Annotated in this window: 11 protein-coding genes; 2 read left to right on the plus strand and 9 right to left on the minus strand. The window is 73.4% G+C overall.

The features are described 5' to 3' along the window. Positions 1–334 precede the first annotated feature (334 nt). The 5 genes from proC to ACZ6KF_RS30505 all read right to left on the minus strand — a co-directional run bounded on the left by proC (position 335) and on the right by ACZ6KF_RS30505 (position 4,463). The gene (gene proC, locus ACZ6KF_RS30485) at positions 335–1,147 is read right to left on the minus strand and encodes a pyrroline-5-carboxylate reductase (protein WP_356637483.1); all 813 of its coding nucleotides are present in this window, start codon (positions 1,145–1,147) and stop codon (positions 335–337) included. A gap of 99 nt (positions 1,148–1,246) precedes the next feature. Then, positions 1,247–2,041, minus strand: coding sequence for an ABC transporter permease (locus ACZ6KF_RS30490; RefSeq protein WP_356637485.1), 795 nt, complete (start codon positions 2,039–2,041; stop codon positions 1,247–1,249). Beyond that, positions 2,038–2,847: an ABC transporter ATP-binding protein gene (locus ACZ6KF_RS30495; RefSeq protein ID WP_469241323.1), complete on the minus strand. Its 810-nt coding sequence runs from the start codon at positions 2,845–2,847 to the stop codon at positions 2,038–2,040. Before ACZ6KF_RS30495 ends, ACZ6KF_RS30490 begins: the two co-directional genes overlap by 4 nt. Before the next feature lie 32 nt (positions 2,848–2,879). Further along, positions 2,880–3,650 (minus strand): class I SAM-dependent methyltransferase, encoded by a 771-nt coding sequence (locus ACZ6KF_RS30500; RefSeq protein WP_469241325.1) that lies wholly within the window; start codon positions 3,648–3,650, stop codon positions 2,880–2,882. A gap of 474 nt (positions 3,651–4,124) precedes the next feature. Then, on the minus strand, positions 4,125–4,463 hold the full coding sequence (locus ACZ6KF_RS30505; protein WP_469159635.1) for a hypothetical protein: 339 nt from the start codon (positions 4,461–4,463) through the stop codon (positions 4,125–4,127). Positions 4,464–4,644: 181 nt separating this feature from the next. Between ACZ6KF_RS30505 and ACZ6KF_RS30510 the strand changes: the two genes are divergently transcribed. Then, positions 4,645–6,807, plus strand: coding sequence for a serine/threonine-protein kinase (locus ACZ6KF_RS30510; protein ID WP_469241327.1), 2,163 nt, complete (start codon positions 4,645–4,647; stop codon positions 6,805–6,807). Positions 6,808–7,118: 311 nt separating this feature from the next. On the opposite strand, the gene ilvD is transcribed toward ACZ6KF_RS30510, so the two are convergent. From ilvD to ACZ6KF_RS30530, 4 genes are all read right to left on the minus strand, one after another. Then, positions 7,119–8,972: a dihydroxy-acid dehydratase gene (gene ilvD / locus ACZ6KF_RS30515; protein WP_356634921.1), complete on the minus strand. Its 1,854-nt coding sequence runs from the start codon at positions 8,970–8,972 to the stop codon at positions 7,119–7,121. Between the two features lie 189 nt (positions 8,973–9,161). Further along, on the minus strand, positions 9,162–9,863 hold the full coding sequence (locus tag ACZ6KF_RS30520) for a TetR/AcrR family transcriptional regulator (protein WP_356634923.1): 702 nt from the start codon (positions 9,861–9,863) through the stop codon (positions 9,162–9,164). Continuing rightward, on the minus strand, positions 9,860–10,684 hold the full coding sequence (locus ACZ6KF_RS30525; RefSeq protein ID WP_356634925.1) for a sugar phosphate isomerase/epimerase family protein: 825 nt from the start codon (positions 10,682–10,684) through the stop codon (positions 9,860–9,862). Before ACZ6KF_RS30525 ends, ACZ6KF_RS30520 begins: the two co-directional genes overlap by 4 nt. A 104-nt stretch (positions 10,685–10,788) precedes the next feature. Then, entirely contained in the window at positions 10,789–11,721 is a 933-nt protein-coding gene (locus tag ACZ6KF_RS30530) for a Ppx/GppA family phosphatase (RefSeq protein ID WP_356634927.1), read from the minus strand. A gap of 209 nt (positions 11,722–11,930) precedes the next feature. Between ACZ6KF_RS30530 and ACZ6KF_RS30535 the strand changes: the two genes are divergently transcribed. Continuing rightward, positions 11,931–12,725, plus strand: a complete 795-nt coding sequence (locus ACZ6KF_RS30535) for a DUF3109 family protein (RefSeq protein WP_469241364.1) — start codon at positions 11,931–11,933, stop codon at positions 12,723–12,725. Positions 12,726–13,115: the final 390 nt, after the last annotated feature.

Consider the following 13,115-nt stretch of genomic DNA (forward strand, 5'->3'; position numbering starts at 1 on the left):
CCCTCTCGGGCTTTCCTCCGGGCGCTTCCCTTCGGTCTTGCGTTTCCGACTCTATCAGATCCTTTTCCGACCTGATCCCCAGTCAGCGGGGTTTGTCTTCCCGGCCGTTGGGCCGTTCCGACGTCTCAAACCTTAGCGGATCCTCCCGGCGATTCCCAATCGGGCCGCCGAGCCCCTATTCGAATTGAATTCGGGCACGCCGAAAACAATCCGGTAAGGAGATCCTGCTGTGGTGTGAGTGCTGTCCGGGGACCGACCGGGGTCGGCGCTCACGTCGGACAACTCGGAGAACCTTACGGATGGGCCCCAGGCGTGTCAACTCGCGGCCCGGGGGTCAGTCCTTCTTGCCGGAGGCCAGGGCGCGGCTGCGGTCGCGGGCGGCCTCCAGCGCCGCGATGAGGGCGGCCCGGACGCCGTGGTTCTCGAGTTCGCGGATGGCGCTGATGGTGGTGCCGGCCGGCGAGGTGACGTTCTCCCTGAGCTTCACGGGGTGCTCGCCGCTGTCGCGGAGCATCGTCGCGGCGCCGATGGCGGACTGGACGATCAGGTCGTGCGCCTTGTCTCGGGGCAGGCCGAGGAGGATGCCGGCGTCCGTCATTGCTTCGACGAGGTAGAAGAAGTAAGCGGGGCCCGAGCCGGAGAGGGCGGTGCAGGCGTCCTGCTGGGACTCGGGGACGCGGAGGGTCTTGCCGACGGCTCCGAAGATCTCCTCGGCGTGGGACAGGTGGGCCTCGTCGGCGTGGCTGCCTGCGGAGATGACGGACATGGCCTCGTCCACGAGGGCGGGGGTGTTCGTCATGACGCGGACGACGGGGGTTCCGGCGCCCAGGCGTTCCTCGATGAAGGACGTGGTGATGCCTGCCGCCCCGCTGACGATCAGACGGTCGGCGGGGACGTGGGGGGCCAGTTCCTCCAGGAGGGCGCCCATGTCCTGCGGCTTGACCGTGAGGATCAGGGTGTCGGCGGTCTTGGCGGCTTCCGCGTTGGTGACCGGGGTGACGCCGTAGCGGGTGCGGAGTTCTTCGGCCCGTTCCGCGCGGCGGGCGGTGACCAGGAGGTCGGCGGGGGTCCAGCCGGCGCGGATCATTCCGCTGAGCAGGGCTTCGCCGATCTTGCCGGTGCCGAGGACTGCGACTTTCTGGGTCATGGCTGCGGTGCCCTCCGGGGTGTGCGTCGTCCGGGGTCATCCTCGCACTCGGGACCCTGGTGGGACGGGTGTGTCCGGTGGGCGGGACGTCGTGGGGCGTCAGGTGGTGCGGCGGCGCAGGGTGGCGGCGCCCAGGGCCAGGACGAGGAGGGCGCAGCCGGCGACGATCAGGACGTCGCGGACGAAGGCGGCGGTCATGTCGGTGTGCCGGAGGACCTCGTTCATGCCGTCGACGGCGTACGACATGGGGAGGACGTCGGAGATGGCTTCGAGAACGGGGTGCATCTTGTCCCTGGGGGTGAAGAGTCCGCAGGTGAGGAGCTGGGGGAAGATCACGGCCGGCATGAACTGCACCGCCTGGAATTCCGAGGCCGCGAAGGCCGAGACGAACAGGCCGAGGGCTGTGCCGAGGAGCGCGTCGAGCAGGGCGACGAGGAGCAGCAGCCAGGGGGAGCCGGTGACGTCGAGGCCGAGCGCCCACAGGGCGAGGGCGGTCGCGAGGGCGGACTGGACGATCGCGAGGGCGCCGAAGGCGAGGGCGTAGCCGGCGATGACGTCGCCCTTGCCGAGGGGCATGGCGAGGAGGCGTTCGAGGGTGCCGGAGGTGCGTTCGCGCAGGGTGGCGATCGAGGTCACCAGGAACATGGTGATGAGCGGGAAGATGCCGAGCAGCGAGGCGCCGATGGTGTCGAACGTGCGCGGGCTGCCGTCGAAGACGTAGCGCAGCAGGATCAGCATCACGCAGGGGATGAGGATCAGCAGCGCGATGGTGCGCGGGTCGTGGCCCAGCTGGCGCAGGACGCGTGCCGCGGTGGCGGTGGTGCGGGAGGCGCTCAGGGGGCGGGTGGGCACGGGGGCGGGGCGTACGGCGGTCGTGGGGGCGGTGGTGCTCATCGGGTGCTCTCCTTCGTGCGGTCCTTGGCGCTGGCCTCGTCCACCAGGCGCAGGAAGGCGGCTTCGACGGTGTCCGCGCCGGTACGGGTGCGCAGGGCGTCGGGGGTGCCGTCGGCGAGGATGCGGCCGCCGCGCATGAGGAGGAGGCGGTGGCAGCGCTCGGCCTCGTCCATGACGTGGGAGGAGATGAGGAGGGTGGCGCCCCGGTCGGCGGCGAGGGAGTGGAAGAGATGCCACAGGTCGCGGCGCAGGACCGGGTCGAGGCCGACGGTGGGTTCGTCGAGCACCAGCAGGTCGGGGGCGCCGAGGAGGGCGACGGCGAGGGAGACGCGGCTGCGCTGGCCGCCGGAGAGGTTGCCGGCGAGGGCGTCGGCGTGGCGGGTGAGGTCGACGTCGGCGATGGCCCGGGTGACGTGGTCGTGGCGGCGTTCGGCGGCGGGCCGGCCGGGGTCGAGTATCGCGGCGAAGTAGTCGAGGTTCTGGCGGACGGTCAGGTCGTCGTAGACGGAGGGCGCCTGGGTGACGTAGCCGATGCGGGTGCGCAGGGCGGGGTGGCCGGCGGGGTGGCCGAGGACGTGGAGGGCGCCGGTGACCTTGGCCTGGGTGCCGGCGATGGCCCGCATGAGGGTGGACTTGCCGCAGCCCGAGGGGCCGAGAAGCCCGGTGATCCGGCCGCGTGGGACGGCGAAGTCGAGGCCGTGCAGGACCTTTCGGGCGCCGCGGGTGACGGTGAGGGCGTCGGCGCGGACGGCGGGCGGGTCGGGCGGGCCGCCCTCGGTGGACGGCCCGGCACTGTAATTCATCATGTGATGAATAATCCTCGCGGAGGCGGGGAGCGTCAAGGGGCGGCGGGCTCGGTACGGGCGACCTGGAGTTCGGTGTCGTAGACCTCCTCCACGACGCCGTCCGCGAACTGCCGCAGGACGTGGTCGCGCTCGGCGGCGAGGAATGCCTCGGCGCGGGCCTTGCCGCCGGTCAGGAAGAGGGAGCGGCTGCCGAGGTTGGCGAGGTGGACGTCGACGGGGACGCGGCGGCTCCAGCGGACGACGCGGCGGGTGAAGGCGGAGAAGGGGGAGGAAGGAGGCGTCTCGGTCGGCCGTGGCGCGATCACGGGCTGGGGTTCGTCGTAGTGGCGTTCGATGCGGATCGCCTGCGCGGTGAGCCAGGGGACGTCCACTGCGGCGAAGTTCCACCACAGGGCGAGGGCGCCGCCGGGGCGCAGGACGCGCGCCGCCTCCGGGAGCGCGCGGGCCGGGTCGGTCCAGTGCCAGGCCTGGGCGTAGGTGACGAGGTCGGCGCTGGAGTCGGCGAGCGGGAGGGCGTTGCCGTCGCCGCGGACGAGCGGGAGGCCGGGGTGGGCGCGGCGGAACTGGGCGGACATGCCGTCACCGGGTTCGAGCGCGATGACGTCGGCGCCGCGGCCGTGCAGGAGGGCGGTGGCTATCCCGGTGCCGGCGCCCACGTCCACGACGCGGGCGCCGGTCAGGGGGCGGGCGGCGAGTTCCTCGATGGCGTCGAAGAGGGCGGGCGGGTAGCCGGGGCGGTTGGCGGCGTACTGGGCCGCGGCGGCGTTGAACGAGTGGGCCCGGGAGGGCGGTGTCGTCGGCATGCCGCCATGGTCGCCGGGGGCGGGAGTTCCACGACAGGCTCGCCCGGGGCGGAGTCGGGAGCCGGGGCGTCTGCGGGCGGGGTGCCGGTGCGGCGGTAGGTGCGTTGCGCGTGCCGGGCGAGGGCGGCCTCGCACTCCTCACGGTGGAGTCGCTCGCCGGGGCCTCGGGTGAGGGCGCTGCAGACGGCGAACATCACGACGACCGTCAGCGTGACGAAGCGGCCGGTGCCGGCCAGGACGAGGCCTTGGCGGGTGAAGTGGAGGAGCAGGCAGGCGGGCAGCGCGGCGGCGAGGAACCCGACGGCGCGGCGGGCCCGGTGGCCGCGGTCGTGGTGCGCCCAGGTGGTGCCGAGGAAGCGCAGGGGGCTCGGGCCGGGGCCCGTGGGCCGGCCGGGGACGCCGTCGCGGTCGCTCACGCGCCGATGACGGCGTCCGGTACGGCGTCCGGCCGGTCACGGGCCCGGGCCCGTGCGGTCAGCCGCAGCGCGGGGCGACGTAGCCGTCGCTTCCGGTGTTGACGTAGGCGTCGGAGACGTACTGGCCGTTGGTGATGGCGTCCCAGATGTTCGACGTGCCGTAGTAGCCGGTGACGGTGTCGCCCGGGCGCTGGCAGTAGATCGGCACGGAGATGCCCTCGGGCAGGATGCGCACGATCGGGTAGCGGATGCCGGGACCGCTGCGGACGTTGAGCTCGACGCCGGGCGCGACCTTGTAGTAGCGGACGGTGGACGCCGCGGTGGCGAGCCCGGCCTTCCCCGCCTCGCCGGTGTCCGCGGTGTCCCCCAGGTCCGCGGGCTGCTTGGGCTCCGGCATCGCGAGATCCGCGATGGTGGTGTCTTCCATGGCCGTGTCGGCCTCCCCCCGTTGGTTTCTTATGATCAGTTCACGCCAATTTCATATGGCGCCACGAGGCTAGCAAGCCACAGCAGTTTCGTACTGGTCATCGACTAGGCTCAGCGCGTCGCGCGTGCGGACGGACATCCGGGGGTGAGAGATGCCGCCATGGCGCAGCGCCGGCTCGGACGCGGAAACGGAATCGCGGCGATACGCCGGACAGTATCTGCTGGAGGACCGGCTCGGGTCCGGCGGCATGGGAGTGGTGCATCTGGCGCGGTCCGCCTCGGGGTTGCGGCTCGCGGTGAAGGTCGTGCACGGGGAGTTCGCGCAGGATCCGGAGTTCAGGGGGCGGTTCCGGCAGGAGGTGGCCGCGGCCCGGCGGGTGAGCGGGGCGTTCACGGCGCCGGTGGTGGACGCGGATCCGGATGCCGGGCAGCCGTGGATGGCCACGCTGTTCATCCCCGGCCCGACGCTGTCCGAGTACGTGAAGCGGAACGGCGCGCTGCCCGCCGCGCGGCTGCGGCAGCTGATGGCCGGACTCGCCGAGGCGCTGCGGGACATCCACCGGGCCGGGGTCGTGCACCGCGATCTGAAGCCGAGCAACGTGCTGCTCGCGGAGGACGGGCCGAAAGTGATCGACTTCGGCATCTCCCGCCCTTCGGACAGTGAACTGCGCACCGAGACGGGGAAGTTGATCGGGACGCCGCCGTTCATGGCGCCGGAGCAGTTCCGCAGGCCGCGGGAGGTGGGGCCGGCGGCGGACGTGTTCGCGCTGGGCTCGGTGATCGTGCACGCGGCGACCGGAAGCGGGCCCTTCGACTCCGACAGCCCGTATCTGCTGGCGTACCAGGTCGTGCACGAGGAGCCCGACCTCACGGGCGTGCCGGCGGAGCTGGCGCCGCTCGTCACCCGGTGTCTGGCCAAGGAGCCGGAGGACCGGCCGACGGCGGACGAGCTGATGGCGGAGCTGCGGGCGCTGTCGGCGTCCTACGACACGCAGATGTTCGTCCCGGAGCCGCGTGCCGTGCCGGACGGCGGCGGTCCGGCCGAGCCGGACGCCGTGCCCACGCACCGGCGGCAGGCCCCCGTGCCCGCAGCCGGGGACGCGGGCCGGGAACCGCGCGCGGAGCGCAAGCGGCGCGCTCGGCGCGGGCCGTGGACGGCCGCCGTGGCCGCCGCGGCCGTGCTGGCGCTCGCCGGCGGGGCCGTCGCCCTGGTCAGGGCCGGGGACGGCCCGGCGCCGGCCGCTCAGCGCAAGGACAAGCCGTTCCGCGCCTGGGAGACCGACCTGCGGGCGCCCGGCGCCGAGGCCGGTGGGGTGCCGCAGTGCACGGCCTCGGCCGGGACCCTGTACTGCGCCCGCCCCGGCGTGCTGGCCGCCGCGGTCGATCCCGCCGACGGCAGCGTCGAGTGGGCGCGTGCGGGGGCCGGGGGCCAGGACCCGGACGGGGTCGCCGTGCCGCCCACGCTGTCGGGCGGGCTGCTGCACGTCCTCGACCGGGGCGGCAGCCGGCTCGCCGCCCTGGACCCGGCGACGGGCGACACCCGCTGGAGCCACGACGTCACGGCCCACGAGGGCCGGATCACCCACGTCGACGGCGTCGTCCTGCTCACCGGGCCCGACTCGCGGGTCACCGCGCTGGACGCCGCCACCGGCGAGCAGCGGTGGCAGCGCACGGTCGGCGGGCTGAAGCTGCCGTCGTTCCAGACGTACGGCGACGGTGTCGCGTACGCCGTGGAGCCGGACGGGGCGGACGGGACGCGGGTCACCGGTGTCGACCCGCGGACCGGCGCGGTACGCCTGGAGCAGCGGCTGGACGGTGCGCTGAGCCTGGTCGGCGCGCGGGACGGGGTGCTGTGGTTCACGTCGACGGCCGAGGCGTACGACGACACGGACGCCGTGATCCGCCACGACACCGGCGACGGCGGCACCCGGCGCATCCGGCTGAGCTTCCCGGTGGGCGGCGCGCAGGCCGTCGTCCACGGGGACACCGTCCACCTCCTGGGCGCCGTCGGCACGCTGGTCGCCGTGGACACGCGGGCCGGCGTCGAGTCGTGGCGGCTGGAGACGTCGGTGAGCTTCCCGTCGGCGCCGGTGGTCGCCGGGCAGCGGATCTACTTCAGCGCCGGGGACGGCAGGCTGATCGCCGTGGACGCCGCCCACGGCAGGCCGTCCGGCCAGACCCCGGCCCGCGCGGGAGAGGGGCGGGGCTCCCTGATGTCCGGCCTCTCGCTCCCCGTCGCCGCCGGGGGCGAGGTGTTCGCGGGGGCGCCGGACGGGACGCTGTTCGGGGTTTCGGGGGATCCGGCGGGGTGGTGAGGCGGGCGGGCTCGCCGACGGGCGCGGGCGACGCCCAAAACCGTGGACCGCGGGACGGAGGCCGGATTCACCCCCGCCCCTCCTCAACCGGCACGCACACTCGCTCTCTTCGGCAAGCGCCGCGCCGTCCTACGCCGGTCGGCCGGTCGCCCGGCGACAACGGCGGCCACGTTTTCGTGGCGGCCCGGGACGCGTATGCCCATCCCACGCGGACGGCCCGCCCGACGAGGGCTCGTCGGGCGGGCCGTCCGCGTGGCGGGGCCGGTGGGCAACCGCACCGGCGGGTTCCGTCCCGGGTGTCGGTCGGGCGGTCAGCCCAGCTTGGAGACGTCCCGGACCGCGCCCTTGTCCGCGCTCGTCGCCATGGCCGCGTAGGCGCGCAGGGCGGCCGAGACCTTGCGGGTACGGGACTTGGGGGCGTAGACGCCGTTCAGGGCCTGCTCGCGGCGGGACAGTTCCGCGTCGTCCACGAGGAGTTCGATCGAGCGGTTCGGGATGTCGATGCGGATGCGGTCGCCGTCCTCGACGAGGGCGATCGTGCCGCCGGACGCCGCCTCCGGGGAGGCGTGGCCGATGGACAGGCCCGAGGTGCCGCCGGAGAAGCGGCCGTCGGTGATCAGGGCGCAGGTCTTGCCCAGGCCCCGGCCCTTGAGGAAGGACGTCGGGTAGAGCATCTCCTGCATGCCGGGGCCGCCCTTGGGGCCCTCGTACCGGATGACGACCACGTCGCCGTGGGTGACCTGCTTGTTCAGGATCTTCTCGACGGCCTCCTCCTGCGACTCGCAGACGACCGCCGGGCCCTCGAAGGTCCAGATCGACTCGTCGACGCCGGCCGTCTTCACCACGCAGCCGTCCACCGCGAGGTTGCCCTTGAGCACCGCCAGGCCGCCGTCCTTGGAGTAGGCGTGCTCGGCGGAGCGGATGCATCCGTTCTCGGCGTCCAGGTCCAGCGCCTCCCAGCGCTCGGACTGGGAGAACGCCTCGGCGGAGCGGACGCAGCCCGGCGCCGCGTGCCACAGCTCGACCGCCTCCGGGGAGGGGGAGCCGCCGCGCACGTCCCACCGCTTCATCCAGTCGGCCAGCGACGGGCTGTGCACGCAGTGGACGTCCTCGTTGAGCAGACCGGCCCGGTGCAGCTCGCCGAGCAGGGCGGGGATGCCGCCCGCGCGGTGCACGTCCTCCATGTAGTACGTGCGGTCCTTGGCGACGTTGGGCGCCACCTTCGCCAGGCACGGCACCCGGCGCGAGACGGCGTCGATCTCGTTCAGGCCGAACGGCACGCCCGCCTCCTGCGCCGCCGCCAGCAGGTGCAGGATCGTGTTGGTGGAGCCGCCCATGGCGATGTCCAGCGCCATGGCGTTCTCGAACGCCGCGAAGGTGGCGATGTTGCGCGGCAGGGCCGTCTCGTCGTCCTGCTCGTAGTAGCGGCGGGTCAGGTCCATCACCGTGCGCGCGGCGTCGACGTACAGCCGCCGGCGCGCGGTGTGGGTGGCGAGGACCGAGCCGTTGCCGGGGAGGGACAGGCCGATGGCCTCGGTCAGGCAGTTCATCGAGTTGGCGGTGAACATGCCGGAACACGAGCCGCAGGTCGGACAGGCGTTCTCCTCGATGCGGAGGATGTCCTCGTCCGAGATCTTGTCGTTCACGGCGTCGGAGATCGCGTCGACGAGGTCGAGCGTGCGGACCGTGCCGTCGACCAGGGTGGCCCGGCCGGACTCCATCGGGCCGCCGGAGACGAACACCGTCGGGATGTTCAGCCGCAGCGCGGCCATCAGCATGCCCGGGGTGATCTTGTCGCAGTTGGAGATGCAGACCAGGGCGTCGGCGCAGTGCGCCTCGACCATGTACTCCACGCTGTCCGCGATCAGGTCGCGCGAGGGCAGGCTGTAGAGCATGCCGCCGTGGCCCATGGCGATGCCGTCGTCGACGGCGATCGTGTTGAACTCGCGCGGGATGCCCCCGGCCTCGGTGATCGCCTCGCTGACGATCCGGCCGACCGGCGCCAGGTGGGTGTGGCCCGGCACGAACTCGGTGAAGCTGTTGGCGACCGCGATGATCGGCTTCCGGCCGATGTCCGCACCGGGTACACCGGAGGCGCGCATAAGGGCGCGGGCGCCCGCCATATTGCGGCCGTGGGTGACTGTGCGGGACCTCAGCTCGGGCATCGTCGCTCGCTCCTTCGGAGAGTTGTGACTGGCTTCGAGCGTACGCCCGTCATCCACAGCCCGGACAGGATGTCCGGATTTCGGGACGCACGTCTCATCGGTTCGTCGGCGCCCGTCGTGGGCTCGTGGGGTGGCCCCCGTGAGGGACACGTCCGGTGATCCTCGTCAGGGGCTCGTCCGATGCCCCCGTCACTGGCTCGTCAGGTGGCTCTGTATGGCGGGTGCGATCCGGCGCACGATCGTTTCCACGTCCGCCGAGGCCAGGGGCTCGACCTTGATGACGTACCGCAGCAGCGCCGTCCCGACCAGCTGCGCCGCCGCCAGCTCGGCGCGCAGCTCGGCGTCGGGCATGCCCATCTCGGCGGCGACCCGGCGCAGCAGCTGGGTGCTGACCAGGCGGCGCAGCACGGCGGCGGCCACGTCGTTGTTCAGGGCGGACCGTACGACGGCGAGCAGGGGGGCGCGGGTGGCCGGGTTCTCCCAGATGCCGAGGAAGAACCGGGCGAACCGCTCGCCGACGGCGTCCCGCGGACCCTCGAAGATCACGTCGGGGGCGCGCAGGGCGGGCGCGAAGACCGTCTCGACGGCCTCCTGGAAGACCTGTTCCTTGGTGCCGAAGTAGTGGTGGACCAGGGCGGGGTCCACGCCGGCCGCCTTGGCGATGCCACGGACGCTGGCCTTCTCGAAGCCGCGCTGCGAGAACTCCTCGCGGGCGGCGGTGAGGATGCGGTCGCGGGTGTCGGCGGATTCCGTACGGCGGGGGCGGCCGCGGCCGCGGGGGGCGGTGGAAGGCGCCGGCGCGGGACCGGGTGCGGCTGCGGCTCCCCTCCCGGCCACGGCGCCTGCGCCCGTGCCCCTGCCCGTACCTGCGCCCGCGCCTGCGCCGGTCATGGACGCGGCACCCGGGTGTCCGTGGCGAGGTGGAGCCGGGTGAAGGCGAGGGCCTCGGCCAGGTCGGCCTCGCGCTCGGCGGTGGACATGGCGCGGCGGGTGTTGACCTCGATGACGACGTGGCCGTCGAAGCCGGTGCCGGCGAGACGTTCCAGCAGTTCCGCGCAGGGCTGGGAGCCCCGGCCCGGCACCAGGTGCTCGTCCTTGTTGGAGCCGCCGCCGTCGGCGAGGTGAACGTGGCCGAGCCGGTCGCCCATGCGGTCGGCCATCTCCAGCGCGTCGACGCGTGCCGTGGCGGCATGGCTGAGGTCGATGGTGAAGTGCCGGTAGTCGTCCTCGGTGACGTCCCAGCCGGGGGCGTAGGCGAGCATCTCGCGGTCGCGGTAGCGCCAGGGGTACATGTTCTCGACGGCGAACCGCACGTCCGTCTCGTTCGCCATCCGTCCGATGCCGGTGACGAAGTCGCGCGCGTACTGGCGCTGCCAGCGGAACGGCGGGTGCACGACGACCGTGCTCGCGCCGAGCTTCTCGGCCGCCGTCCGGGCGCGCTGGAGCTTGGTCCACGGGTCGGTCGACCACACCCGCTGGGTGATCAGCAGACACGGGGCGTGCACGGCGAGGATCGGCACCCGGTGGAAGTCGCTGAGCCGGCGGAGGGCCTCGATGTCCTGGCTGACGGGGTCGTTCCACACCATGACCTCGACACCGTCGTACCCGAGGCGGGCCGCGATCTCGAAGGCCGTGGCCGTCGACTCCGGATAGACGGAGGCCGTCGACAGGGCGACCTTCGCGTCCGGGATGCGCACGACTGGGTTGGCCACGAGGACAGGTTACGGGGTGCGTCCCGGAGACGGGGTTGGGGCGGGTGGTTTCGGGCGACTCGGCCTGGTTCATCCCCCCTCCGCACGGGCCTGCCCCTACGTTCCTACGCCCCCGCCATATGGTCCAGCCGCCGCAGGATGACGCCCTCCCGCAGCGCCCACGGGCAGATCTCCACCGTCTCCACGCCGAACAGGTCCATCGCGCCCTCGGCGACCAGCGCGCCCGCGAGGAGCTGGCCGGCCCGGCCCTCGGAGACGCCGGGGAGTTCGGCGCGTTCCTCGGTGGTCATGCCGGCCAGGCGCGGCACCCAGGACTCGAGGGACTGCCGTTTGAGCTCGCGCTGGACGTAGAGGCCCTCGACGGAGCGGGCGGCGCCGCCGATGCGGGCGAGCTGGCGGAACGTCTTGGACGTGGCGACGACGTGGTCGGGGGCGCCGAAGCGGCTGAACTCCCCGACCGTGCGGGCTATCTCCGCCCGCACATGGCGCCGCAGCGCCCGTACGTCCTCGGCGGCGGGCGGGTCGCCGGGCAGCCACCCGGAGGTGAGGCGGCCGGCGCCGAGGGGCAGCGAGACGGCCGCGTCCGGTTCCTCGTCGATGCCGTAGGCGATCTCCAGGGAGCCGCCGCCGATGTCGAGGACCAGGAGTTTGCCGGCGGACCAGCCGAACCAGCGGCGCACCGCGAGGAAGGTGAGCCGCGCCTCCTCGGGACCGCTGAGGACCTGGAGCTCGACCCCGGTCTCGCGCTGCACGCGCGCGAGGACCTCGTCGGCGTTGCTCGCCCCCCGCACGGCGGAGGTGGCGAACGGCAGCAGTTCCTCGACGCCCTTGTCCTCGGCGGCCTGGAGGGAGTCGTGGACGACGGCGACCAGCCTGTCGACGCCTTCCGAGCCGATGGCTCCGTGCTCGTCGAGGAGTTCGGCGAGGCGGAGGTCGGCCTTGTGCGAGTGCGCGGGCAGCGGGCGCGCACCGGGGTGCGCGTCCACCACCAGCAGATGCACCGTGTTCGATCCCACGTCGAGGACACCGAGTCTCATGGGCGGAACGCTACTGCCAGGCGTCCCGTACGCGGCCCCCCAGGCGGTGCGGAACGGGAACCCGGGCGGCATACCCTGGACGCGTGCCAAAGACGAAAAAGGCGAAGACCGGCAAGAGCGGTAAGAACGGCAAGAGCGGCAAATACGACGTCCAGACTTCGCCGGCGGAAGCGACCGGAACGGCGGGAGCGGCGGGAGCCTCGGCGTCGGTGCTCGGCGCCGCCCCGGACGACGAGAAGGGCCTCGACTTCCCGCGCGCATGGGTGGAGTTCCCGGATCCGGCGGACGACGAGCAGGTCTTCCGCTGCGACCTGACCTGGCTGACCTCCCGCTGGAACTGCGTCTTCGGCAGCGGCTGCCAGGGCATTCAGGCCGGCCGCGCGGACGACGGGTGCTGCACGCTGGGCGCCCACTTCTCCGACGAGGACGACGAGCAGCGGGTCGCCGGGCATGTGGCGAGGCTCACGCCGGACATCTGGCAGCACCATGCGGAGGGCCTCCGGGGCGGCTGGGTGTCCGAGGACGAGGACGGCGACCGCCAGACGCGTCCCTTCCAGGGCTCGTGCATCTTCCAGAACCGGCCCGGTTTCGCGGGCGGCATGGGTTGCTCGCTGCACATCCTGGCCGTCCGGGAGGGCCGGGAGCCGCTGGAGACCAAGCCGGACGTCTGCTGGCAGCTGCCGATCCGCCGGACGTACGACTGGATCGACCGTCCCGACGACACGCGCGTGCTCCAGGTGTCGATCGGCGAGTACGACCGCCGGGGCTGGGGCCCGGGCGGCCACGACCTGCACTGGTGGTGCACGTCGGCGACGTCGGCGCACGGCGCGGGGGAGCCGGTGTACGTGTCGTACCGCGCGGAGCTGACCGAGCTGATGGGCAAGGCGGGCTACGACCGGCTGGTCGAGCTGTGCGAGCAGCGGCTGTCGTCGCAGCTGCCGCTGCTGGCGCCGCATCCGGCGGACCCGGCGGGACCGGCGGACCCGGCGCGTCCTGCGGGCTGAGGGGCGCGGGCGAGGCGGGGCGGAGCGCGGCGGGCTTCGGGTGACGCGGTCGGGCGGTGACGCCTCGCACGGCGACGGTTCGCGCGGTGAGGGTTCTGGGATGCCCGACGGCCGGAGTCGCCCGGGGCGGGAGCGCCCCCGGCCACGGAGCCGGCACGCGGGCGATTTTTCGCTTCGGCGGCACGGAACCGTATCAGTGGGCCGCGGAGCGGGCGGCTGATGAGGCGCACGGCATGGAATGGGCACGGACAGCGGGTACTGGATCAGGAGGAGGCGGGGCGGCGGGTTTCGGCCGCCCGCTCCGCACGCGGATGCGCTCCGCCGCGCCGCCACCGGGCCGCCACGGGGACCGGGGCGCCGCGGGCGGCTTCCGGCGCCGGGGCACGGCGC

This window comes from Streptomyces sp. NPDC046379, assembly GCF_055587785.1.

Bases quoted from the DNA above. Each gene is read 5' to 3' on its own strand.
- proC (WP_356637483.1), bottom strand. From the start codon at position 1,147: ATGACCCAGAAAGTCGCAGTCCTCGGCACCGGCAAGATCGGCGAAGCC.
- ACZ6KF_RS30490 (WP_356637485.1), bottom strand. From the start codon at position 2,041: ATGAGCACCACCGCCCCCACGACCGCCGTACGCCCCGCCCCCGTGCCC.
- ACZ6KF_RS30495 (WP_469241323.1), bottom strand. From the start codon at position 2,847: ATGATGAATTACAGTGCCGGGCCGTCCACCGAGGGCGGCCCGCCCGAC.
- ACZ6KF_RS30500 (WP_469241325.1), bottom strand. From the start codon at position 3,650: ATGCCGACGACACCGCCCTCCCGGGCCCACTCGTTCAACGCCGCCGCG.
- ACZ6KF_RS30505 (WP_469159635.1), bottom strand. From the start codon at position 4,463: ATGCCGGAGCCCAAGCAGCCCGCGGACCTGGGGGACACCGCGGACACC.
- ACZ6KF_RS30510 (WP_469241327.1), top strand. From the start codon at position 4,645: ATGCCGCCATGGCGCAGCGCCGGCTCGGACGCGGAAACGGAATCGCGG.
- ilvD (WP_356634921.1), bottom strand. From the start codon at position 8,972: ATGCCCGAGCTGAGGTCCCGCACAGTCACCCACGGCCGCAATATGGCG.
- ACZ6KF_RS30520 (WP_356634923.1), bottom strand. From the start codon at position 9,863: ATGACCGGCGCAGGCGCGGGCGCAGGTACGGGCAGGGGCACGGGCGCA.
- ACZ6KF_RS30530 (WP_356634927.1), bottom strand. From the start codon at position 11,721: ATGAGACTCGGTGTCCTCGACGTGGGATCGAACACGGTGCATCTGCTG.